Annotated in this window: 21 protein-coding genes and 1 riboswitch; of the genes, 2 read left to right on the top strand and 19 right to left on the bottom strand. The window is 72.7% G+C overall.

Going from position 1 to position 22,003, the window contains the following annotated elements:
• The first annotated feature begins 241 nt into the window (after positions 1-241).
• On the top strand, positions 242-1,501 hold the full coding sequence (locus tag ACFY8O_RS17825) for a sulfite oxidase (protein ID WP_387903310.1): 1,260 nt from the start codon (positions 242-244) through the stop codon (positions 1,499-1,501).
• 4 nt (positions 1,502-1,505) lie between these two features.
• Here the strand turns inward: ACFY8O_RS17825 and ACFY8O_RS17830 are convergent, their stop codons facing one another.
• Positions 1,506-2,402 (bottom strand): NAD(P)-dependent oxidoreductase, encoded by an 897-nt coding sequence (locus tag ACFY8O_RS17830; protein ID WP_387903313.1) that lies wholly within the window; start codon positions 2,400-2,402, stop codon positions 1,506-1,508.
• Positions 2,403-2,451: 49 nt separating this feature from the next.
• The gene (locus ACFY8O_RS17835) at positions 2,452-3,099 is read right to left on the bottom strand and encodes an adenosylcobinamide amidohydrolase (protein WP_387903725.1); all 648 of its coding nucleotides are present in this window, start codon (positions 3,097-3,099) and stop codon (positions 2,452-2,454) included.
• 319 nt (positions 3,100-3,418) lie between these two features.
• On the opposite strand from ACFY8O_RS17835, the gene ACFY8O_RS17840 reads away from it, so the two are divergent.
• Positions 3,419-4,423 (top strand): PRC and DUF2382 domain-containing protein, encoded by a 1,005-nt coding sequence (locus ACFY8O_RS17840; RefSeq protein ID WP_387903316.1) that lies wholly within the window; start codon positions 3,419-3,421, stop codon positions 4,421-4,423.
• A gap of 148 nt (positions 4,424-4,571) precedes the next feature.
• On the opposite strand, the gene ACFY8O_RS17845 is transcribed toward ACFY8O_RS17840, so the two are convergent.
• The 17 genes from ACFY8O_RS17845 to ACFY8O_RS17925 all read right to left on the bottom strand — a co-directional run bounded on the left by ACFY8O_RS17845 (position 4,572) and on the right by ACFY8O_RS17925 (position 21,711).
• A complete protein-coding gene (locus tag ACFY8O_RS17845; RefSeq protein WP_387903319.1) occupies positions 4,572-5,411 on the bottom strand; it encodes an ABC transporter ATP-binding protein in 840 nt (279 codons plus the stop codon).
• The gene (locus ACFY8O_RS17850) at positions 5,408-6,490 is read right to left on the bottom strand and encodes a FecCD family ABC transporter permease (RefSeq protein WP_145812824.1); all 1,083 of its coding nucleotides are present in this window, start codon (positions 6,488-6,490) and stop codon (positions 5,408-5,410) included. Before ACFY8O_RS17850 ends, ACFY8O_RS17845 begins: the two co-directional genes overlap by 4 nt.
• Complete coding sequence (locus tag ACFY8O_RS17855) at positions 6,487-7,485, bottom strand: ABC transporter substrate-binding protein (RefSeq protein ID WP_387903322.1); 999 nt, start codon at positions 7,483-7,485, stop codon at positions 6,487-6,489. Before ACFY8O_RS17855 ends, ACFY8O_RS17850 begins: the two co-directional genes overlap by 4 nt.
• Before the next feature lie 101 nt (positions 7,486-7,586).
• Positions 7,587-7,773: riboswitch (cobalamin riboswitch) on the bottom strand.
• Between the two features lie 126 nt (positions 7,774-7,899).
• Positions 7,900-8,037 carry a hypothetical protein gene (locus ACFY8O_RS17860; RefSeq protein WP_387903325.1) on the bottom strand — a complete coding sequence of 46 codons (138 nt, stop codon included), beginning with the start codon at positions 8,035-8,037 and terminating at the stop codon, positions 7,900-7,902.
• Between the two features lie 44 nt (positions 8,038-8,081).
• Positions 8,082-9,929, bottom strand: a complete 1,848-nt coding sequence (locus tag ACFY8O_RS17865) for an acyl-CoA dehydrogenase family protein (protein WP_387903327.1) — start codon at positions 9,927-9,929, stop codon at positions 8,082-8,084.
• A 38-nt stretch (positions 9,930-9,967) separates the two neighbouring features.
• Positions 9,968-10,924: a carbohydrate kinase family protein gene (locus ACFY8O_RS17870; protein ID WP_145812831.1), complete on the bottom strand. Its 957-nt coding sequence runs from the start codon at positions 10,922-10,924 to the stop codon at positions 9,968-9,970.
• A gap of 114 nt (positions 10,925-11,038) precedes the next feature.
• A complete protein-coding gene (locus tag ACFY8O_RS17875; protein WP_145812833.1) occupies positions 11,039-11,302 on the bottom strand; it encodes a type B 50S ribosomal protein L31 in 264 nt (87 codons plus the stop codon).
• Between the two features lie 100 nt (positions 11,303-11,402).
• The gene (locus tag ACFY8O_RS17880; protein ID WP_387903332.1) at positions 11,403-12,842 is read right to left on the bottom strand and encodes an MFS transporter; all 1,440 of its coding nucleotides are present in this window, start codon (positions 12,840-12,842) and stop codon (positions 11,403-11,405) included.
• Positions 12,842-13,468 carry a helix-turn-helix domain-containing protein gene (locus ACFY8O_RS17885; RefSeq protein ID WP_387903335.1) on the bottom strand — a complete coding sequence of 209 codons (627 nt, stop codon included), beginning with the start codon at positions 13,466-13,468 and terminating at the stop codon, positions 12,842-12,844. The genes ACFY8O_RS17880 and ACFY8O_RS17885 overlap by 1 nt, the downstream gene beginning before the upstream one ends.
• A 67-nt stretch (positions 13,469-13,535) precedes the next feature.
• Entirely contained in the window at positions 13,536-14,417 is an 882-nt protein-coding gene (locus ACFY8O_RS17890; protein WP_387903338.1) for an ABC transporter substrate-binding protein, read from the bottom strand.
• Positions 14,418-14,422: 5 nt separating this feature from the next.
• Positions 14,423-15,115, bottom strand: coding sequence for a GNAT family N-acetyltransferase (locus ACFY8O_RS17895; RefSeq protein WP_387903340.1), 693 nt, complete (start codon positions 15,113-15,115; stop codon positions 14,423-14,425).
• A gap of 49 nt (positions 15,116-15,164) precedes the next feature.
• Positions 15,165-16,076 carry a YihY/virulence factor BrkB family protein gene (locus ACFY8O_RS17900; protein WP_387903343.1) on the bottom strand — a complete coding sequence of 304 codons (912 nt, stop codon included), beginning with the start codon at positions 16,074-16,076 and terminating at the stop codon, positions 15,165-15,167.
• Positions 16,077-16,196: 120 nt separating this feature from the next.
• On the bottom strand, positions 16,197-16,514 hold the full coding sequence (locus tag ACFY8O_RS17905) for a cupin (protein WP_145812845.1): 318 nt from the start codon (positions 16,512-16,514) through the stop codon (positions 16,197-16,199).
• A 32-nt stretch (positions 16,515-16,546) separates the two neighbouring features.
• Entirely contained in the window at positions 16,547-18,175 is a 1,629-nt protein-coding gene (locus ACFY8O_RS17910; RefSeq protein ID WP_387903345.1) for a glycoside hydrolase family 13 protein, read from the bottom strand.
• Positions 18,176-18,283: 108 nt separating this feature from the next.
• Positions 18,284-19,234, bottom strand: a complete 951-nt coding sequence (locus tag ACFY8O_RS17915; protein ID WP_387903347.1) for a carbohydrate ABC transporter permease — start codon at positions 19,232-19,234, stop codon at positions 18,284-18,286.
• 15 nt (positions 19,235-19,249) lie between these two features.
• On the bottom strand, positions 19,250-20,212 hold the full coding sequence (locus ACFY8O_RS17920) for a carbohydrate ABC transporter permease (protein WP_387903349.1): 963 nt from the start codon (positions 20,210-20,212) through the stop codon (positions 19,250-19,252).
• 86 nt (positions 20,213-20,298) lie between these two features.
• Positions 20,299-21,711, bottom strand: coding sequence for an extracellular solute-binding protein (locus tag ACFY8O_RS17925; RefSeq protein ID WP_387903352.1), 1,413 nt, complete (start codon positions 21,709-21,711; stop codon positions 20,299-20,301).
• Between the last annotated feature and the right edge of the window lie 292 nt (positions 21,712-22,003).

Here is a 22,003-nt window from a genome sequence, read left to right on the forward strand (position 1 = left end):
CCCCCGGACCACCGGGAGCGGTCCCACGCCGTGTGTTGCGGCGGCGTTGCAGCTTCGTGGCCACGTGCCCCCGTCGCTTCCGTACGGCCCCGGGCGCCGTCTACGGTCACTGACCAGCAGCCGCCGAACGCCGGGGGCCGGCGTCGGCGGTATCCGCCCGGCCGCCGTCGCGGGCCGCGCGGGGCGGGCCCGACCGCCCGGTCGCCGGGCGCCTCCCCCGGCCTCATCCCCTGGAGCGCCCATGACGTCCGTACCGCCGTCCGAAGCCGTGTACGACCGGCTGCGGCTGGGGCAGTGGTCCCGCGGTCGCGCGAGATCGGCCGGGATCGACCGGCGTGACCTGCTGAAACTGGTCGCCGCGGCCTCGGTGGCCGCCCCGCTCGTACCTGCCGCCGCCTCCCCCGCCCGCGCGGCACAGTCCCTGGCGGGGGTGGTGAAGCCGTTGCCCCCTGAGCTGTTCACCATCCGTGGCACCAACGCGGAGACGAACTTCGCGGCACTGCGGGACACCGGCCTGCTCACTCCGGCCGACCGCTTCTTCGTCCGCAACCACACCTCGACACCGGTCCTCGATCCGGACAGCTGGAAGCTGACCGTCTGGGGCAGCGGGCTGACGGGCGCCCCGGCCGACTTCACCTACGAGGCGCTCCGCGCGCTGCCGTCCGTCACCCGGACGGCCTTCGTCGAGTGCGCGGGCAACGGCCGGAGCTTCTTCACCACGCAGCAGAACCAGCCGGTCGGCGGCACGGCGTGGACGCTCGGCGCGATCGGGACCGCGCGGTGGCGCGGGGTCCGGCTGGCCGACGTGCTGCGCCGGGCGGGGATCGGCAGACACGCGGTCGACGTGCTGCCGCGCGGACTGGATGCCGAGGTGGTCAGCGACGGCACGAATCTGGGCCGGGTCCGCCGACCTCTCCCGGTGGCGAAGGCCCTGGACGACGTACTCCTCGCCTACGAGATGAACGGCGAGCCCCTGCCGCCCGACCACGGCGCTCCGGTCCGGCTGATCGTGCCGTCCTGGGTGGGCATCGCCAACATCAAGTGGGTGGGCGACATCGAGGTGAGCGCGGAGCCGTTGCTGAGCCCCTGGAACACCGGCCTGTACCGGTTGTTCGGGCCCGGCTACCCGCCCGAGGGCAGCGCCCCGCTCAGCCGCCAGACGCTCAAGAGCGCGTTCGAGCTGGCCCAGGGTGCCACCTTCACCGCCCACCGCGGGCACCTGCTCACCGGCCGCTCGTGGTCGGGGGGCGCGCCGGTGCGCTCGGTCGAGGTCAGCACGGACGGCGGCGGCACCTGGCGTCCTGCCCGGCTGCGGGACGAGCCCCGGGCCGGGAGCTGGGTCCGCTGGACGGCCCACTGGGTTCCGGCGGCGGTGGGTCCCGCGGTGCTGCTCGCCCGGGCCACGGACCGGTCGGGCCGCACCCAGCCCGCGACGACCGCCCACAACACGCAGGGCTACCTCTTCGACGCGGTGGTGCGGCACCCGGTGACCGTGGTCTGAGCGACTATGCGGAACGGCCCGCGTAGTACGTGGCGATCATGTCCTGGCCGCCGTGTCCGGCCGCCTCGGCCCGGCTGAACCGCTCGGCGGAGGCGGCGACCAGGTCGAGCCGCACACCGGCCGACTCGGCGGCCTCGAGGATCAGCCGTGAGTCCTTGAGCGCCGTGGAGAGGGCGAAGCTGGGGGTGAGATCGCCGGAGAGCACCGCCGCCGACTTGTTCTGGAGATAGGGCGTGTCCAGCGGGCCGCCCTTCATCGAGTCCAGGAACAGCTGCGGGTCGAGCCCCAGACCCTCGGCGAGGTTCAGGCACTCCGCCGCGCCGTTGACCAGGTTGATCACCCAGGTGTTGGCGACGAGTTTGAGCCGGGTGGCGGCCCCGGGCTCCTCGCCCACCCACACGGTCCGCTGCCCGATCGCGTCCAGGACGGGCAGCGCCGCGGCGCGGGCGCTCGACGGGCCGGAGACGAACACGGTGAGAGTGCCCTGCTCCGCCGGCTGCTTCGTGCCGAGGACCGGGGCGTCGAGGTAGACGAGCCCCATCCCGGCGGCCCGGTGGACCAGATCGGTCGTGGCGTCCAGTCCGACGGTGCTGCTCTGCAGCCAGACCTGCCCGGGGCGCAGACCGGGAGCCGCCGCGGTGAGGGTCTCGGCCACGGAGGGGCCGTCGTTCAGCGCGGTGAGCACGACGTCGGCTCCCCGCACCGCCTCCTCGGCCGTGTCCGTCACGGTGGCACCGTGGGCTGACAGAGGCTCCGCCTTGGCCCGCGTACGGTTCCAGGCGCGCACGGGGAGCTGCGCCCTGAGCAGGCTGCGGGCCATACCGGATCCCATGATCCCGGTGCCGAGGACCGCGACGGTCGGCGTGCCGGGGGCGGCGTCCGCGGAGGATGCGGTGGTCATGGGGAGGTTCCCTTCGTCGGTGCGGGGCGGTCTCAGGACCGGGTGGGTCTCAAGACTGCCGCAGGGCACCCTCCAGAACGGCGGCGTGCACGGCTCTGGCGAGTCGTGCGCCCCAGAGTGAGCGCGGACCCGCGAACGGTTCGCCGGGCCCGTCCCCCGGCTCCGGCGCGGCGACGCACACCGCGTCCGTCGGTGTACCCGAGCAGTCGAGTCCGGCCTCCACCAGGGCCTGCACCTTGGCCTCGGTGGCGGTCGCCACCGCGTTGACGAGGGCGGCGTCGGAGAGGGCGACGGGGAGGGTCACCACGATGTTCACGGTGCCCGGGGGAAGGGGGCCTTCGGAGCCTTCGGCGGGAGCGGCGGCCCAGCCCCGTACACCGAGACCGCTGGTGACGGTCGCGGTCACGCCGCCGTCCTCCGCGACGGTGTACGCGGTGACGTCCGCTGCCGTCATCAGACCGGCCCCGGGGCCTCGGAGCGCCTCGGCCGCGGCGATCTCCGTGAGGTGGCGACCCGGGTCGAGCCGGGGGTAGCCGCCCGGCACCTGGGCGTTGAGGATCCACGTGCGCGGGCCGATCCCCCCGCCGAGCACGGCACTGCTGCACACCCGCCAGCCGGGTCCCAGCCGCCAGACCAGGTGGTGCAGGCCGAGGCCGTCCTCCTGCCGGGCGAGGAGCTCGCCGCGCTGCGCGGGCAGGCGGAGGCCTGTGGTGGCGATGGCGTACCCCCCGGTGAACGGGCCTGCCGACGGTCGGCAACGGCGCGTCGATCATACGGGCGGCCCCGGGGCGCCCCCACGCCGCATCCAGGAGGCCGCTCACCCGAATGGCGTAACGCGTCCGAAGGGGCGACAGCCGCGCGCAGCGGGGTCAACCGCCCCTCCCGGGTGGCCTCGGCCGCTCGCCGCCCCGGCCGGGAGGTTGCACCGACCATCCGGGTGAGGCGCGATGGAATCCGGACGCGCCACCCCAGGTGGACCCACCCACAGGACGCGCCCGGGCGAGGAGGAATCGGCCATGGGAGCCGCTGACGGTTTCACGGATTCCGGCGAACTCGACGGTCTGACCGTCTACGACAGTGACGGCGAGAAGGTCGGCACGGTGGGACGGGTGTACGTCGACGACGACACCGGCAAGCCCGACTGGATCACGGTCAAGACCGGCATGTTCGGCATGAAGGAGAGCTTCGTACCGCTTGCCGGAGCCCGCCGCGTGGGCTCCGACCTGCACGTCTCGCACCCGAAGGACCGCGTCAAGGAAGCCCCCCGGGTGGACGCCGACGCGCACCTCTCCGTCTCCGAGGAGGAGGAGCTCTACCGGCACTACGGGATGACCAGGAAGACCACCGGTCACGCCGGAGCGGGCGGCGACGCGCGCACGACGTCCGGGACCGGAACGGGAGCCATGGGAGCAGCCGGCGCGGCCGGTGCCGCGGGTACCGCTCGCACCACCTCGGCCGGCCAGGCGAAATCCTCTGGCACGACCGCCGGCATGGGCACCACCGGTGCCGGGGCGGGCAGGCACCGCGACATGGACACCTCCTCCACGTCCCGCCCGCTCGCCGGAGCCGGAGCCGAGCGGTCCGCCGCGGGCGCCGGAGGCCGCGAGGAGATGATCCGGTCCGAGGAACAGCTCCAGGTCGGTACGGAGGAGTACGAGAGCGGACGCGCGCGCCTGCACAAGTACGTCGTGACCGAGAACGTCACGCGCACGGTGCCCGTGTCCCACGAGGAGGTGCGCGTGGTGCGCGAACCTCTGCAGCCGGGCGAGCGGGCCACGGGTGCGAAGGGCACGAGCGAGCTCGGCGAACAGGACGTCGAGGTCACCCTGCACGCCGAACGCGCCACCGTCCGCAAGGAGGCGGTCCCGGTGGAGCGGGTCCGTCTCGAAACCAGCAAGGTCACCGAGCAGAAGGAAGTCTCCGCCGAGCTCCGCAAGGAGAAGATCGACTACGCGGACGGCAAGGACACGGGCAGCGGCAAGGACATGGGCGGCGAGTTCGGCCGGGGACGCCGCCGCTGACCCCTCACCCAGCGGCGGCAGGCCGCGCGACATCAGCGAGGGGCGGTCCCGGTCGGTCACGGGCCCGCCCTCTCGTGTGCCGTACCCGCGTGCCTCCGTGGGCCCACGGTCCTGCTCCTCAGGGCCTGTCCGGCTGCCGACGGGCCTGTCAGAACCGGCCGGGCGCGGTTTCGCCCGGGAGGAACCGCACCGAGGGCCTGCCCTCCGGTCCTTCGGGTGTCACCACCGCACGGACGCGGTAGACGTCGGCGATGAGTTCCTCGGTGATCACGTCCGAGGGCGTTCCGCCGGCCACCACCCGCCCGTCCTTCATCACCGTGACCCGGTCGCAGAACATCGCAGCCAGATTGAGGTCGTGCAGCGCGATCACCGCGGTGACGGGCAGCGCGGTGATCAGGGAGAGCAGTTCCAGCTGGTGCTGGATGTCCAGGTGGTTCGTCGGCTCGTCCAGCAGGAGTTCGCGGGGCCGCTGGGCCAGGGCCCGCGCGATCTGCACGCGCTGGCGCTCCCCGCCGGACAGGGTGTGCCAGGACTGCCCGGCCCGGTCGGCGAGCCCGGTGCGCGCCAGCGCCTCGCGTACGGTGTCCTCGTCCTCGGGCCCCGGAGCGGCCCAGGCGCGCCGGTGCGGGATGCGGCCGAGGCGTACGACGTCCGCCACGTTCATCTCCACCTGGGTCACGGCGTGCTGGTCGACGACCGCCACCCGGCGCGCGACGCCCCTGCGACCCGTTTCGGCGAGCGTGCGGCCGTCGAGGGTGACGACGCCGTGGCCGGGGGCGAGCACGCCCGCCATCACCCTGAGTAGGGTCGTCTTGCCGGAGCCGTTCGGGCCGAGGAGTCCGACCGTGGAACCGGGCGGCGGCGCGATGCTCACCCCGTCCAGGACGATCCGTCCCCCGGCCTCCCTCCCGACCCGGGAGGCCCGCAGGCCCTCGCCGGGCCCGGCCCCGAGGGGCCGGGGCGGGGCCGGGTGCTGCCGCCGGTTCACGCGCTCCTCCGGGTGCGGTGGAGGATCAGCACGAAGGCGGGCACCCCGATGAGCGAGGTCACCACCCCGACCGGCACCTCCTGCGGGTCGAGGACCGTCCTGGCGAGGGTGTCGACCCAGACCAGGAAGACGGCTCCGGCCAGGGCGGTCAGCGGCAGCAGCCGCCGGTGCCCCGAACCGGCGAGCGCCCGCGCGGCGTGCGGCAGGACGAGACCGACGAACCCGATCGCCCCTGCCGAGCTGACCAGAGCCGCCGTCAGCAGTGCGGTCGTGCAGAGCAGCACGAGCCGGGTGCGGGCCACGTGCACCCCGAGGGCTGCCGCCGCGTCCTGGCCGAAGGCGAAGGCGTCGAGGGTCCGGGCGTGGCCCAGGCAGATCAGCAGGGTCACGGCCAGGACGGCCGAGCAGGTCCACACGTCTGCCCAGCCGACCCCGCTCAGCGAGCCGAGCAGCCAGAACAGCACGCCCCGGGTCTGCTCGGCGTCGGCCGCGGTCATCACCACGAAGGAGGTGAGCGCGGAGAAGAGCTGCATGGCCGCGACTCCGGACAGGACGACACGGTCGGTGGAGCCGCCGAGGGTGTGGCTGAGCAGCAGGACCAGGGCGAAGGAGCACAGTGCCCCGGCGAACGCTCCGGCCGAGATCGACACCGCTCCCCCTCCGGCACCCAGGACGACGACCACGACCGCGCCGGTGGACGCCCCGGACGAGACGCCGAGGACGAACGGGTCGGCGAGCGGGTTGCGCAGCAGCGACTGCATGACCGTGCCGCACACCGCGAGCCCGGCCCCGCACACCGCCGCGAGCAGGGTGCGGGGCATCCGCAGGTTCCAGATGATGCCGTCGCGGATCGGGGTCAGCCGTGCGCCGGTGAGACCGAGGTGCGAGCCGACGGCGGACCAGACGTCGGACACGGAGATACGGGCGGGACCGATCGTCACGGCGACCGCGACGGACAGGAGCAGGAGGGCCGTCCCCGCGGTCCACAGGAGACCCTGGCGCACGAGGCGGGCGCCGGGCGCCCCGGCCGGGAGGGACGGCCCGGTGCGGACGGCCGGGGTCTGAGCGGTGCCGGTCACCCGGCGAGCCCGAAGGAGCGCAGACCGGCGGCGACGCGCTCCACGCCCTCCACGGTCCGGATGGACGGGTTCATGGCCTGCCCGCTGAGCAGGACGTACCGCTTGTGCCGGACGGCGTCCATGTTCTTCGTGGCGGGGTTGGACTCCAGGAAGGCGATCTTCTTCGCGGCGCTCTCCGCCGTCTGCGACTTCCGGGTCAGGTCGCCGATGACCAGGACGTCGGGGTCACGGTCGGCGACGGTCTCCCAGTTGATCTGGGGCCACTCCTCGCGGGTGTCGTCGAAGGCGTTCCTCGCGCCGAGCTCCCGGGTGATGATGCCGGGCGCTCCGCAGCAGCCCGCCATGTAGGGGGCCTCGGAGTTGGCGAACCAGTAGAGCAGCGTGGTGCCGGAGGCGTCGATGCCGTCGGTCGCCGCGGTGATACGGGACTCGAGGCGGGCGACGAGTGCGTCACCCCGCTCGGGCACGCCGAACACCCTCGCCAGTTCTCTCACTTCGGTGTAGACGCCGTCCATCGTGAGGGGCTTCGTACGGGAGCCGTCGCCACCGCCGCTGTTGTCCTTGGCCGTGCAGTCGGCGGGCGAGACGTAGGTGGGCACTCCCAGGTCCTCGAACTGCTCGCGGGGTGCGACGCCGCCCTTGCCCAGGGTCGAGGCGAACGAGGCGCTCACGAAGTCGGGTTCCTGGGCGAGGACCTTCTCCGAGGAGGGGCGGTTCTCCGCGATGCGCGGGATCTTCGCCTCCTCCTTCTCCAGGCCCTTCATCACCGGGTCGGTCCAGGTGGAGGTGGCGGCGATCCGGTCGGCGAGCCCCAGGGAGAGCAGGATCTCGGTCGATCCCTGGTCCAGGGAGACCGCGTGGCGCGGAGGGGAGTCGACGGTGACGGTGCGTCCGCAGTTCTTCAGCGTCACCGGACGGCCGGAGCCGCTCCCGTCCGAGGTGGCTCCGGTGGGACCGGTGCCGCCGCAGGCGGTCAGCAGGACAAGTGCGGTCATGAGCAGGGTGGTTCGGCGTACGGTGCTGGCTATGGGCGGCACGGAGTCCCTCGGCGTCTCTGGGCTCATGCGCGGAGCCCGGTACGAAGTTCCGCTCCCGGTACGGAAGCGGTGTGCCAGCAGGTCTTCGGACTCGGGTTCGTCCGGACGGGGCGCCTTCCCGGGGCACCCGAGGGTGTCCCAGTGGCCGTGGCCCCGCCCGTCCCCCTCACCGCTGCGCGTCAGCTCCGGATTCGCACCGGATTCCCTGACTCCACGTGGAGTGTGACTGGCGCCTGCAAGCTATCACGCGGCGCTGCGGCCCTTCGCGGGGCCGTGGCCGGTACGGCGGGGGTGCCCGCCCCCCTCCGTACCGGCCGTCCCGTACCGCGGCTCCGGGTGGTGATCTCCGTTGCGTGCGGGCCGTCAGGCGGGTCAGCCCTTGGGGCGAACCGATTCGCCGCTGTCCACCGGGGGCCTGCCGCCAGGGGCGAGCACGGAGAGCACGGACACCGTGCCCCAGTACGCGAGCAGCACGGCGCGCAGCCCCAGGACCTCCAGGCGTTCCGTCACCCGTGCGCCTGCGGGCCGCCCACCGCGTGCCCCGTGCGGGGCGCTCATCGAAGGTCCGTCAGGGAGGTGTGCCACGGACCCTGGGGATCGTCGTACGCGTCGGCGTAACCGGGTCCGGCGATCGGCCAGTCGGCGAGCAGTTCGGCCGGCAGGGCGAACGAGTCGGCCAGTTCGGATGCGTGCGCGGCGACGGCCGCGATCAGTTCCTCGGTGATCTCTGCCAGTGCCTCGGTCTGATCGCCACTCAGCAGGCCCGCCGCCAGCAGGTCGCCGCTGTTGCGGGCCACCCACTGGACGGCGAACAGCCGCTCCAGCTCCCCGAGCCGCTCCCTGGCCGGCCCTTCGGGCAGGGCGTCGCGGGCCTCGGCGTAGGCCTCCGCGGCGTGGCGGTAGGCGTAGGCCTCCACGCCGCGCAGTGCGGGCCCGGAGGCCGCGTTCCACTGCCCGAGGGCGTCGGTGCCGGGCACCCGCAGCGCGCGCGCCCTCGCCCGGGTGAACCAGATGTCCTCGATCGCGGTGAGCAGCCGGACCAGGAAGCGCGGGTCGGCGAGGTCCCCGGGTTCCCCTCCGGGGCCGGCGTGCTCGCGGGCCGGCCCGTCCGCGAGCAGCAGGTCGGCCGCCGCCTTGGTGTAGAGGGCGATGTTGTCCCCCTCCGCCGTGATCGCGCCCTCCACGCCCGTGACGAGTTCGGTCATGCCGTTGTTCTCCAGCAGGGCCTGCGCACCACAGCGTTCACGGCTCTCGACGATGACCTCGCGGGCCCGCCAGGTGATCCAGGCCTTGGCGACGTCGACGAGTCTCCCCGCCTCCGCCCGGGCGGCCCCCTCGGTACAGCTCTCCCACCGCTCCTGGGCCCGGCGGTGCAGCAGGCTCATGGCGAAGACCATGGCCATGGCGGAGGCGAGCGGTCCGTGGTGGGTCCGGTGGGCGTTGACCGGCACGGGCGGCGTGCGCCAGGAGCCGGAGATCATCCGGTGGCCGCCGTACCGTACGGCGACCGCCAGGGTCGCGCGGGCGGAGCCCGCCGCGCAGGCGCTCATCGAGACCCTGCCGTGGGTGACCCGTCCGATCGACGTCAGGAAGCGTCGGCGCCTGTCCCCCGGTCCGGTCCGGAACTCGCCCGGGGGACCGTCCGGCTCGTCGGTCTCCAGCAGCGCGTCACGCCCCACGAACAGCTGGTCGAAGGAGGTCAGGCAGTGGTCCACGGGGCTGCCCATCCGGGCGGGCAGCCGCCGTACCCGGATGCCGGGCAGCGCGCGCTCGGCGTCGGTGAGCGGCACCAGGAAGAGCCGCACGCCGTGGTCCGAGCCGTCGGCCACCAGACGCGCGGCGACCAGGCCCGACTTGGGTCCGCCCGCCGGGCTGGTGTTGGGCATGAACTTCTGCGCGCCGGCGTTCGGGGTGTGCAGGACGAAGCCGTCCCGCTCGCGGTCGTACGTCGCGGTGGTCTCCATGGCGGCGGCGTTGTTGCCGTGGGCCACTTCCGTGCACAGGAAGGTGCCGATGCGCCGCATGGACAGATAGTCCGACAGGTCCCGGCGGCCGGAGCGGTCGTGGTCGAGGAGGCTGCCGAGGAAGAGGTTGTAGTGGATGCCCGCCACGGTGGTCAGCGCCGGGTCCACCGGGCCGAGCCAGGCGTGCAGGGCGGCCAGGGCGCGTGGGTCGGCGGCGAGGCGCGCCCCGCTGTCGAGGGAGAGGTTGAGGACCCGCAACCGGTCGTAGGCGAGGTCCAGTCGCTCTTCGGGCGTCCCGCCGGCGCGGCGGCGGAACGGTTCTGTGCTGATCAGGCGCTGCCAGAAGCCGTGCTCGCGACGGTGTTCCGGACCGAGGAGGACGCCGGTCAGCAGTTCGGTGGTGGTCGGTGGGGCGGTGTCGGTAAGGGTCACGGTCATACGAACTGAACGACAGGGGGACGGGCGAGGACACCCTGTCACCCTGATGGCTCGGGGAAAGGCGCGCTGGTCAGCGCGTTCGCCAGCTCCTCATCGCCGGGCGGCAGGGCGCCGGCCCGCCGCACGGTCACGGCGGCTGACGCGACTCCGTGGCGCAGCACGTCGGTCAGCGTGGGCGTGTCCAGGGAACGCAGCCGCGCGCGGCCCTGGGCGCCGAGCAGTCGGTGCGACGCCAGGGCGTGCAGGGTGCCCGACATGAAGGCGTCGCCCGCGCCCACGGTGTCGGCGACCTGGACGGGCGGCGCGCCCAGGTCCACGACCGTACCGGGCAGGAACGCCGACGCCCCCCGGGCGCCCCGGGTGACCAGGACGAGGGCGGGACCGGAGCGCAGCCACCGCTCGGCGGCCTGCTCCGGGGCATCTCGCGGGTAGAGCCGGCGCAGGTCCTCGTCGCTCGCCTTGACGACGTCGCTCAGTGCCACGCACCGCTCGGCGCGGCGCACGGCGGTGGTGTGGTCCCCCATCAGTCCGGGCCGCACGTTGGGGTCGTAGCTGACGGTGGCTGTGGCCCGGAGCGCCCGGACGAGTTCCAGGACCGTGTCCGCCCCCGGTTCCAGGCCGGTGGCGAGGGAGCCGGTGTGGACGTGCGAGGGCGGGGGGTCCGGCAGTCGCACCGGGCCGAGTGTCCAGGTGATCTCGAAGCCGTAGGTGGCCCGCCCCTCATCGTCGAGGTCGACCGTGGCGGCGGGGGTGGGCGCCGCACCGCCGTCCGTCAGCACCCGCACCCCGGCGGAGGCCAGATGGCCGGCGATCAGCCGGCCGTTCGCGTCCGGGCCGAGCTGGGTGATCAGGGTGGTGTCGCGGCCGAGCCTGGCCAGACCGTAGGCGACGTTCGCGGGGCTGCCGCCGGGATGGGTGCGGTCCGGCTCACCGGGGCGGCGGACGATGTCGGCGACGCATTCACCGATGACCAGGAGAGCGGGGCTTTCGGGCACGGGGGCGGGTCTCCTGGGAGGCGCGGGCGGGACGGGCCGGTGGGAGCTCCGCCCGGGGCGGGCGACCCGGCCGCCGATTCTGCCCGGTGCGCGGTGGTCGCCGCGACCCGGGGTTCAGGAGGCGCCCTCACGCCCTTCGTCGCCGTAGCGACGTTCGAACTTGGCGACCTGGCCCTCGGTGTCGACCACGCGCGCCTTGCCCGTGAAGAACGGGTGGCTCTCGGCCGAGATCTCCACGTCGATGACCGGGTAGCTGTTCCCGTCGTCCCACTCGATGGTCTGCTCACTGGAGGCGGTGGACCGGGTGAGAAAGGCGTACCCGGCGGAACGGTCACGGAAGACCACCGGGCGGTACGACGGGTGCTTGTCCTGCTGCATGCCTGCTCCTTGGGGGTACGGGGAACTCGCGTCCGCTCCGGACCAGCCTCCCCAACGGCGGGGGCGAGCGCGATCGGGGGCGTCCGTACGGAGCAGCGGATCAGGCGGCCCCGCCCATCTCCGGGACGGGAACGGCGGCGGTGCGCCTGATCCAGAGCAGCGCTCCGCCCAGCAGCACGAAGGCGCCGAGCAGCCAGGGCAGCGGGCCCGCGGGCAGGAGGCCGACGGCCAGTCCGGCCAGCGCCCCCACCAGCTGCTGGGCCAGTGACTGTACGGACAGGGCCGTGGCGCGGCCCGAGTCGTCGACGCGCCGGTGCAGCAGGTCGTTCTCGCTGGGGCCGGCGGCACCGAGGCCCAGATAGACCAGCCCGTATCCGGCGGCGGCCACGGCCGTGGCGGGCGCACCGGTGACGGACACGGTGACGCCGAGCGTCAGCAGCCCGGCGGCGCTCACCGCGAGGCTCGTCAGGACCGCGCGCTCGCCGCTCCCGGCCAGCCGGGCGACGAGAGGCGCCAGGTGGCTGCCCAGCGCGGAACAGATGAATCCGGCGGCGGCGAGACCGGCGAAGAGCACGGCGCCGGACTCCGCCGTCCCGGTCAGTGCGGCGGCACGTCCCGGGGTGAGGAGTTCGAGGGCCGCCAGCGCGGTGCCGGCGGCGCCCGCGGTCATCAGGACGCGGCGGACCAGCGCGTCCCGCGCGCCGAGCCGCAGCCCCGCGGCGACGGTGCCGGGGACGGTCCCCACGATCGCGCGAGCGGTCACGGCCGTGGGCCGGCGCGGCTCGGTCAGGGCGCGAAGGACGTGGAGGACGAAGACGATCTGGACGGCGACGCCCAGGAGCGCGGGCACGGAGAGCGGCACGACCAGCCCCGAGGTGGCTCGGCGCAGCCAGTCTCCCGGGTCCGGGCCTAGGCCGAGCAGCCAGGGCAGGCCGCCGCCCAGGAGCGTGCCGAGCGCGATCGCGCCGGACGCCGCGGCGCTGCCGCGTGCCAGTCCCGTACGGAGATCGGCGTCGGGTCCCGAGCGGGCGCGCACGGTGTCGACGTACCAGGCTTCGGCGGGCCCGCTGGACAGGGCGCGGCCCGCGCCCATGAGAGCCATTCCCAGGGCGAGCACCCAGGGGGCCGACCCGAGGCCCACGAGCATGAGGGCGCAGGCGTTGAGCACTCCGGCCCAGGCCAGGACCACGCGGCGGCCGACGACGTCGGAGAGGCCGCCGGTGGGAAGCTCCAGGGCGGCGGCGGTCAGGGAGTGTGCGGCGAAGGCACCGGCGACGGCCGCGAGGGCCAGGCCGCGTTCGGTGAGGAGCAGCACCATGGGGGCCAGGGCGAGGCCCGCCGGAAGCCAGAAGAGGAAGGACACGGTGACGTATCTGCGGCGCGCGGTGCGTTCGTCCGGCCCCGTGGCCGGCGTGCCCTCGTCCGGATGCGGTTGGGCCTTCCGCGTGTCCGCCTCGCCCTGGTGGGGCCCGCCCTTGCGCGCGTCCTCGCCCCGGCGCGTCTCGTCGACGGGGCGTCCGCCGTCCCCCCGCGCCGGCATCACCCGCCGTCCCCGGCGTCCGGGGCCGCGGGGGTGGCGGGGAGGTCCGTGGCGAGCGGGAGCCCTGCGGTGACGAGCACGACCCGCCGGGCCGTGGGGTCGTGCTCGTCACGCGCGGTCAGCTCGGTGAGCTTGGCAGCGAAGGCGTCGCGGAGTTCCCTGAGGGATTCCGGGGTCAGCCGTGGCATCAGGTCGTCGATCCCCGAGGGGTCGTGCCACTCCTCGCCGAGCCGGCCCTCGTCGATGTCCGCCTCGTGCTGTTCCATCGCCTGCTGCAGGTGCTCGATCTGGCGGCGCCGGCCCATCACCAGCATCGCCCGGCCCGCCGGGGTGGCCAGCATGGCGGCGTTGTCCGCCGAGGTGACGGAGTGGACGGACTTCCAGCGCCGCTCGCGTCCGTCGCGGTGCTCAGCCTCGGCGACGAAGGCGTACCTGGCCAGCACCCGGAGGTGGTAGCTCGTCGAGGCGGACGACTCCCCCGTGCTGACCGCCAGCTCGCTGGCCGTCGCGGGACCGTGCACCCTCAGCAGGCCGAGCAGCTTCAGACGCAGAGGGTGGGTGAGTGCCTTCAGGGCGGCGACGTCGCGCCCTGGGTCGAGCACGCGGCGGGTCGAGTCGCTGTCCATGACGGCAGCCTAGAGCGCGACGGCACTTTGCCACATAGTTTTTGCAGAATGTATTTGGGAAACTCGTTCAGTCGCCCGCCGCCCCTTCGACGGCGTCCGCGACCAGGCCGAGGAAGCGCGCATGGGCCTGCGGACTGCACAGGGGTTCCGGATTCCACGGCACGGTCCGCGCCCGGCGCCCCGTCTCCTGCCAGGCGGGGGCGGCGATCTCGACGAGCGGGACCGCATGGGCCCGGACGTCCGTCAGGACGATGTCCGGCTCCAGCGCCGCGGCGTCCGCCCAGCCGACGGTCGCCCAGTTGACCCCCGCCCCGTCGGGCGGGGACACCAGGCGGACTCCCAGCTCGGCCAGCACCCGCAGCTCCGGCCACATCTGGGGACGGGCGATGTAGGCCTGCTCCTGGTCCGCGGGCGAGAGTGCCACCACCCTGAGCCCTTCGGGCCGGGTGCCCGCGACGGCACGCAGACGCCTGCGGGCGGCGTCCAGGCCACTGGTCGCGTCCGGTTCCCGCGCGCCGCCGAGCGACTGCGCGAGCTCGGCGAAACGCCTGGACACCTGGTCCAGGGTGCGTGCCTGACCCACGTCGATCACGACGACCGGGACGCGCTCCTCCAGGTACTTGGCGGTCTCCGTGTCCAGTCCGTAGAGCTGGCCGTGCCCGTAGCTGACGGCGACGACCAGGTCGGGCGCGCCGCGCAGCAGTGTCTCCACGTCCAGGCCGTCACCGGCGCCCCGGTAGTCCACGGCGTCCAGCGGGAGCGCGCCGGTCTTCGCCCGGTCCGGCTCCGCCCCGTCGTGGCCGGAACCGAAGATGCCCTCCGGGCATATCCCGTGGTCCCACAGGGTCGCTCCCGCCTGGATGTACGCGAGCACCCGGGACGGGCGCCTGTCCGCAGCCGCCGGCCGCCCCCGGTCGTCCGCGAAACTCCACGTGCTCCGGTCGGTCATTCTCCTCACCCCTCCGTATGTGCGGCCTCGGCCCTCGCCCGGGCTCGCCCCTCACTACCTGCCCATCGGGTCGGCCCCACACCCCCCGTGGAGCGGCCGAGATAGGTGAGCGGACCGGGGTCGGGTACGTCGATGACCCCGAAGCCGAGCCGGTCGTAGAAGGCCCGGGCCGGGGTGTTGGCCGTCAGCATGGAGAGGTGGACGGCCGGGATCCCCCGGGCGTGCAGCGCGTCCAGGAAGACGCCCATCAGCTCCCTGCCGTACCCCTTGCGCTGCCACGGCGGCAGCAGGTCGATGTGCAGGTGCGCCGGGTATGCGGCGAGTTCGGGCAGGATCATGCGCTCGGGGCGGTAGATGAGGGCCGTCATCGCCTCGGTGAGCGTCCCGGGCTCCCCTTCGGGCTCGGGGAACCGACCGGACACCCGGGGGATCCAGACCCGGCGGAACGCGTCCACGAACCGCGGTGTGTCCGCGGTGCCCAGGACGTATCCGACCGCACGCCCGGAGCCGTCGTCCAGGACGAAGGTCAGCTCGGGCTCGAGGTGGGCGTAGGGCTCGGCGAACAGCGCCGGCATCAGCCCCGGGTCCGGGTACAGATGCCTGGAGTCACCGCCGTTGTCGGCCGTGCGGACGCAGATGTCCGCGAGGGCCTCACGGTCGCCGGGCCGGTAGGAACGCACGTGCGCGGTCTCTGTCATCACCTCATCCTTCACAGTTGGGAGCGCTCCCACAAGGCCTGAGGGCCCTTCAGGTCACCTCCCGGCCGGTCCGGTCCGGTGTGCGCGCGAGTTCCACGTTGAACTGGGCGCCTGTCAGCAGTGCCAGGTTGGTGAACCAGACCCAGATCAGGAACACCACCAGCCCCGCCAGGGACCCGTAGAGCCGGCTGTAGCTGGCGACGTGGGTGGCGTAGAGCGCGAACCCCGCCGAGGCGACCAGCCACAGGAAGGCGGCGAGCACCCCTCCCGGCAGCGCACGCCGCGGGCTCCGCGCGGAGCGGGGACCCGTGCTGAAGAGGACCACGATCAGGCAGGCGACCAGGCAGAGCAGCACGGGCCACTTGAGGGCCGCCCACAGTGTCTCCCCGGCGTGCGCGAGGCCCACCCTGCGTCCGAGCCAGCGCGCCAGGGGCCCGGTGAGCACGAGGGCGAAGGCGCTGGCCATCAGCAGGACGAGCAGCCCCACGGCCGAGAGGACGATGATGTGCGCCTGGCGCAGCGGCGGCCGGGTGTCCTTCACCTGGTGCATGGCATGCATCGCCCTGCGGAAGACGGCGAGGTAGCTGGAGGCCGACCACACGGCGCTCACGCTCCCGGTGGCGACGAGCAGCCAGACGGCGGTGCGCTCCTGGGTGGCCGCCTCCAGGGGGCGGCGCAGCGCCGCTCCGGACTCGGCCGGCGCGAACGCCGTGATGTCGGCGATCAGGGCGCTGGTGGCGTCGGGGTTGGCCAGGCCGATGACGGAGACGGTGACCAGGAGCGCCGGGAGCAGCGCCAGGATGGCGTAGTAGGTGAGCGCCGCCGCCCAGTCGGAGAGGTCGTCGTTCCACACCGAGAGGGGCGTACGGCGCAGGGCGGCGCCCCAGCGCCGCTTCGCGCCGGTGGGGCCGTCCCGGGGCGGGGTGCGTTCCGCGGCGGGGATGTCGGTACTGCTGGGCACGCGGAGTCTCCGGGGGACGAAGGACGGGCGGGGAGGCGGGACGCCGTCCGTGAGGACACGGCGCCCCGGTCGCCTCCCTTTCTCTCATGCCTCGAACCCGCGGCCCTACTCCAGGTGGGCTCAGTCGTTCACGGCGGTGAGCAGCACCACCGCGTCCTCGAGCGCGAGCAGCCCGTGCCGCTCCTGGGGGATGGGGTGCAGCCCGCCCTCCGTCAGGTCCACGTCCCCGGACTCCGCGGTGAGCCGGACGGCTCCGCGCAGCACCTGGAGCGAGGCGGCGGGCGGAGCGTTGTGCTCGTCCAGGGCGGATCCCGAGGTGAGCGCGATCACCGTCTGCCGCAGTGGCTCCTGGCGCAGCAGCAGGTGCGCGCTGCGCCCGTGCGCGTGAGCGCGGGCCGCGGCCAGGTGCTCGTCGGCGAGGGCGTTGAGATCATCCATACGACCACTCTGCCGCAGCCTCCCCTCCCCCGCTATCGCGTCACGCGCAGCCAGGCCGCGGTGTCGTCGGGCAGCAGGCCCGATGCGTCCAGCGGGCCGCTGGTCAGCAGCATGCCGTCGTGGTCCGGGAGCGGAACCGGGTTTCCCGAGAGGTTGACGACGCAGATCAGCCCGTGGGTCCGCGCGAACGCGAGGACGCCCGGCGGCGACGGCAGCCACTTCAGGCCGCCCGCCCCGTCGGCGGGCTCGGCGAATCCCGGCTCCTCCCGGCGCAGCCGCAGCGCCCGGCGGTACAGGCTGAGCATGGAGCCCGGGTCGGCGGCCTGCGCGTCGGCGGCGTACGAGGGCCAGGACGCTGGCTGCGGGAGCCACGGTTCGGCTTCGGAGCCGAACCCCGCGTGCGGCCGGCCGGCGGACCACGGGAGGGGCACCCGGCATCCGTCGCGTCCGGGGTCGATGCCGCCGGAGCGCAGGTGCATGGGGTCCTGGATCCGGTCGAGCGGGATGTCGGCCTCCGGCAGGCCGAGCTCCTCACCTTGGTAGAGGTAGACGGCGCCGGGCAGGGCCAGCGAGAGCAGAGCCGCCGCGCGGGCCCTGCGGGTGCCGAGTTCCAGGTCGGTGGGGGTGCCGAAGACCTTGGCCGCGAAGTCGAAGCCGGTGTCCTCGCGCCCGTAGCGGGTGACCGTGCGCGTCACGTCGTGGTTGCACAGCACCCAGGTGGCGGGTGCCCCCACGGGTGCGTGTTCGGCGAGCGTGTCGTCGATCGCCGAACGCAGGAGACCGGCGTCCCAGGGGCAGGCCAGGAAGGTGAAGTTGAAGGCGGTGTGCAGCTCGTCGGGGCGCAGGTAGCGGGCGAAGCGCTCGGAGTCGGGGAGCCACACCTCTCCGACGAAGATCCCGTCGTAGCGGTCGGCGATGGTGCGCCAGGAGCGGTAGATGTCGTGCAGTTCGTCGCGGTCGACGTAGGGGTGGGGGTCGGCGCCCTCGGTGAAGTCGGGGAGGGCGGGGTCCTTGGCGAGCAGGGCTGCGGAGTCGATCCGTACGCCCGCCACCCCGCGCTCGAACCAGAAGCGCAGGACGTCCTCGTGTTCCTGACGGACGGCGGGGTGCGCCCAGTTGAGGTCGGGCTGGCCGGGGGCGAACAGGTGGAGGTACCACTGGCCGTCGGGGAGTCTGGTCCAGGGGGTGCCGCCGAATTCGGAGACCCAGTCGTTGGGCGGGATCTCGCCGCTCGCGCCGCGCCCCTCGCGGAAGTGGAAGAGCTCGCGCTCCGGGCTGCCGGGGGCAGCGGCCAGCGCGGCCCGGAACCAGCTGTGCCGGTCGGAGACATGGTTGGGCACGATGTCGATGAGGGTGCGGATGCCCAGCTGGCCGGCTTCGGCGATGAGTTTCTCGGCCTCGGCGAGATGACCGAAGGCGGGGTCGATGACCCGGTAGTCCGCCACGTCGTAGCCGCCGTCGGCCAGCGGGGAGAGGTACCAGGGGGTGAACCAGAGGGCGTCGACGCCCAGTTCGACCAGGTAGGGCAGTTTGGCCCGTACTCCCGCGAGGTCGCCGGTGCCGTCTCCGTCGCCGTCGGCGAAGCTGCGTACGTAGATCTGGTAGATGGCGGCGTCGCGCCACCAGGGTGCGGTGGCCTCGGTCGGACGGATGGCTGCCACGGGGCGTTCCTTTCGGGCAGGAGGTACTCCGTCCCCGGCCCTGACGCGGGGCGTTGCATCGGTGGGCCGGCGGCGGAGTGCTGGCGGGAGGCGGTGGCCGGGCCGGTGTCAGCCCTTCAGACCGCCCGCGGTGAGACCGCTCATGATGTTGCGCTGGAAGAGCAGGAAGATCAGCAGCGTCGGGACGGACGCGATGGTGAGCGCCGCGATGAGGACGTTCTGCGGCACCCCGTTGGACAGCGAGTAGATGCCCACGTTGAGGGTCTGCTTCGCCGGGTCCGGGAGGGTGAGCATGGGCCAGAGGAAGTCCTTCCAGACCCCGACGACCGCGAAGATGGAGACGACTCCGAGGATCGGCCGGGAGATCGGCAGGACGACGGAGCGCAGGGTGCGCAGGGGCGAGGCACCGTCGATGGCCGCGGCGTCGAGGAGCTCGCCCGGGATGGAGTCGAAGAACCGCTTCAGCAGAAAGATGTTGAAGGCATTGGTCACCGACGGCAGCCAGATCGCCCACGGCGAGTTGAGCAGGTTGCGCTCGACTATCGGCACGTCGAGCACGGTGAGGTACTGCGGTACGACGAGCACGGTCGCCGGGATCATCAGCGTGGCCAGCATCATGGCGAGGACGGCCTTGCCGAAGACCGGTCTCAGCTTGGAGAGCGAGTAGGCGGCGGCCACGTCGAGGACGAGCTGGAAGACGAGTGCCCCCAGCGCGTAGTAGAGGGTGTTGAAGAGCAGCCGCGCCAGATTCATGACGTCCCACGCCTGGGAGTAGTTCTCCGTGTGGACCGAGGAGGGGAAGGCGGTGGGCGGACTCTGGACGACCTCCTGGGTGGTCTTGAGGCCGCCCGTGACCATCCAGTACAGGGGCCCGAGGAAGACCATGGTGAAGGCTGCCATCACCAGGGCGAAGACGATCCAGTAGACCGCCCTCCCCCGGGGCCGGCCGAGCTGGGCCGGTGAGATCAGGGTCCGCTGGCGGCCCTGCTCCTCCTCCCGGCGGCGGGCCCTGCGTCCGCCGCCGGCCCGCTGCCGGGAGACAAGGGTGCTCGATGCCATCGTGGTGCTCCCGTCCTAGTCTTCGCTGCTGCGGCTGAGGCGTACGTACACCGCGGAGAAGCCCGCGAGGACGACCAGCAGGAGGAGGCCGAGGGCCGCCGCTCCGCCGTAGTTGTTGAAGTTGAAGGCGTATTGGTAGATGAGGTAGACGACGGTCGTGGTGGAGCCCTCCGGGCCCGCGCCGTTGGTGAGCAGGAACGGTTCGGTGAAGACCTGCATCGTGGCGATGATCTGCATCAGCAGGAGCAGCGACAGGATGAGCCGGGTCTGCGGGATGGTGACGTGCCAGATCTTGCGCAGCAGCCCGGCGCCGTCGAGTTCGGCCGCCTCGTACAGCTCGCCGGGGATGCCCTGGAGGGCGGCGAGGTAGATCAGGGTGGCCCCTCCCATGTTCATCCAGGTGGAGGCGATGACCACGGAGAGCATGGAGGTGCCGGGGTCCTGGAGCCACTGCTGGGCGGGCAGGTGGAGGAACTCCAGGACGCGGTTGAAGAGTCCGTAGCCGGGGTCGTAGAAGTACTTGAAGAGCAGCACGGAGGCGACCGGCGGCAGCATGACCGGGAGGTAGACCAGCAGGCGGAGGTATCCCTGCGCGTGCCGGAACTCGTTGAGCACGACGGCGACGGCGAACGGGACCGCGAAGCCCAGCAGGAGCGCCAGGAGGGTGAAGAGCAGGGTGTTGCGCCAGGCCTGGCCGAACGCCGGGTCGTTGAGCACGTAGCTCAGGTTCGACCAGCCGGCCCACGTGGTCCTGCCGTCCTCGGTCTTCTGGAAGGCAAGCAGGAACTCCCGGACCATCGGATACCACGAGAAGAACGAGAAGCAGAGCACCGCTCCGATCAGGAAGCCGTGCGCCGAGAGGTTGCGGCGCACGGCGCGCACGAACTCCTCACGGCCGGATCCCGGTCCGGGTGCGGGCCGGGGGCTACGGGGCGGCGCTGCGCTCGTCTTCCCGGTGGACAGGGTGGGGGCCGACATGGTCTCTCCTCGGTGCCGGTGCGGTCGCTCGCGTTCGGACGGTCCGGGCACGGGGCCGGGTCGCACGACCAGGCCCCGCGCCTGCGTCACTGGTTGGCCAGTACCTGGTCGACCTGCTGTTCGGCGGTGTCGAGCAGCTTGTCGATCTCGGCGTCCTCGTTGGTCAGGACCGCGGACATCGCGTTGTCGAGGATCTTGTAGATCTCCTGGGCCTTCGGCGGCTCGGCCTTGCCCTGCACGGGGTTGTCCATGAACGCCTTGAAGTTCTCGACGGGCATGGTGGCGTGGGCGACCCGCTCGGCGTCGTCCGCCGTCTTGCTCGCACCGACGAAGAAGTTGGGCTGCGGCAGCCCGACGGGCAGGTTGTCCGCCTTCTTGCGGCCCCAGTCGAACTGGCCCTTCTTCGGAGTGAGGTTCTGGAAGTTCAGCCAGGCCACGGCCGCCTTGATCTTGTCGGGCGAACTGCCCTTCTTGATCATGTAGTTGTTGCCGCCGAACAGGGTGGCCTCGCCCCCGGGGATCGGGCCCATCCCGAAGTTCGCGTACTCCGCGCCGAGCTGCTGCACCATGTACGTGATGTCGTCGGGTGCGGCGAGGAACATGCCGAGCTTGTCGGTGGCGATCTGCTTCTGGAGGTCGCCCCACTTCAGCAGCTGGGTCTGCCCCATGCTGTCGTCCTCCCAGCGCATGTCGTGCAGCTGCTGGAGGACCTGCTTGCCCTTGGCATCGTTGAAGGCGGCCTTCTTCCCGCTCGCGTCCACGACGTCGCCGCCCAGGCCGTACTGGGTGGCGGTGAAGTGCCAGCCTCCGTTGTTGCCCGCGCTGTACTCGCCGAAGCCCGCGATGCCCTTGCCGAGCGCGGCGATCTTCCTGGCCGCCGCGCGGACCTCGTCCCAGGTCGCCGGCGGGGTGTCCGGGTCCAGGCCGGCCTGCGTGAAGAGCTTCCGGTTGATCATGAGGCCCATGGTGTAGTTGCTGGTCGGAAGCGCGTAGAGCTTGCCGTCCTTGCGGGCGACGTCGAGGACCTGGGGCTGGATGTCCTTGAGCGCCGGTACGGACGTGTCGTCGACGTAGGCGGAGATGTCCTCGGCGCCGTCGTTGTCCAGCACCTGCTGCAGGTCGGTGAAGTACGCGTAGAACACGTCAGGCTGGGACTTGCCCTTCAGCATCGCCGTGAAGCGCGGGGGCTCCAGGCACTGGCCCGGCGTCGACCTGCCGTCGATCTTGACGTTCGGGTACTTCTTGTTGAACGTCTTGACGTCCTCGTTCCACTCACGCCGTTCCGCGGCCTTCGCGGCCGGAGGCATGCAGTCGATCGTCAGCGTCACCTTGGTCTTCGGGTCGAGCGGTGCCGACGGATCGGACGAGCCGCCACCGGAGTTGTCCTCCCCTCCACCGCTGCTGCTCGTGCCGCAGGAGGCGAGGGCGGTCAGGGCGAGCGCGGTGACGACGGCGGCGGCGGAGGCACGGCGGGTACGGCGGAACCCAGCACTTCTCATCGGTGATCCCCTTCGGGCATGAGCACGGAAGACCTCGGCCGACTCTCTGCCGGGGCGCGGCACACTCAACCACCGCCCTCATGCGATCGCAATATCTCGCGCAGTTTTCGTAAAAGTTTGACAGTGTCCCGCAGGTGAGGAAGCGTCAGGCGGAAGCGCCTCGGCGCCTCGACAACGCCGCTCCGCGAGGCGCCTTCAGGACCCCATCGAGCGGCCCCACCGGCCGCCCCCGGAGCCCTCCACGCCGATCGTGCGCGGCAAAGGCCGCAAGAGACAGACTTCCTCCTGCAAA

Origin of the sequence: Streptomyces argenteolus (genome assembly GCF_042902585.1) — a bacterium.
GTDB lineage: Bacteria > Actinomycetota > Actinomycetes > Streptomycetales > Streptomycetaceae > Streptomyces > Streptomyces argenteolus.

Coding starts and splice junctions, on each gene's coding strand:
- ACFY8O_RS17825 (WP_387903310.1), top strand. CDS start 242: ATGACGTCCGTACCGCCGTCCGAAGCCGTGTACGACCGGCTGCGGCTG.
- ACFY8O_RS17830 (WP_387903313.1), bottom strand. CDS start 2,402: ATGACCACCGCATCCTCCGCGGACGCCGCCCCCGGCACGCCGACCGTC.
- ACFY8O_RS17840 (WP_387903316.1), top strand. CDS start 3,419: ATGGGAGCCGCTGACGGTTTCACGGATTCCGGCGAACTCGACGGTCTG.
- ACFY8O_RS17855 (WP_387903322.1), bottom strand. CDS start 7,485: ATGACCGCACTTGTCCTGCTGACCGCCTGCGGCGGCACCGGTCCCACC.
- ACFY8O_RS17865 (WP_387903327.1), bottom strand. CDS start 9,929: ATGACCGTGACCCTTACCGACACCGCCCCACCGACCACCACCGAACTG.
- ACFY8O_RS17875 (WP_145812833.1), bottom strand. CDS start 11,302: ATGCAGCAGGACAAGCACCCGTCGTACCGCCCGGTGGTCTTCCGTGAC.
- ACFY8O_RS17880 (WP_387903332.1), bottom strand. CDS start 12,842: ATGCCGGCGCGGGGGGACGGCGGACGCCCCGTCGACGAGACGCGCCGG.
- ACFY8O_RS17885 (WP_387903335.1), bottom strand. CDS start 13,468: ATGGACAGCGACTCGACCCGCCGCGTGCTCGACCCAGGGCGCGACGTC.
- ACFY8O_RS17890 (WP_387903338.1), bottom strand. CDS start 14,417: ATGACCGACCGGAGCACGTGGAGTTTCGCGGACGACCGGGGGCGGCCG.
- ACFY8O_RS17895 (WP_387903340.1), bottom strand. CDS start 15,115: ATGACAGAGACCGCGCACGTGCGTTCCTACCGGCCCGGCGACCGTGAG.
- ACFY8O_RS17905 (WP_145812845.1), bottom strand. CDS start 16,514: ATGGATGATCTCAACGCCCTCGCCGACGAGCACCTGGCCGCGGCCCGC.
- ACFY8O_RS17915 (WP_387903347.1), bottom strand. CDS start 19,234: ATGGCATCGAGCACCCTTGTCTCCCGGCAGCGGGCCGGCGGCGGACGC.
- ACFY8O_RS17920 (WP_387903349.1), bottom strand. CDS start 20,212: ATGTCGGCCCCCACCCTGTCCACCGGGAAGACGAGCGCAGCGCCGCCC.
- ACFY8O_RS17925 (WP_387903352.1), bottom strand. CDS start 21,711: ATGAGAAGTGCTGGGTTCCGCCGTACCCGCCGTGCCTCCGCCGCCGCC.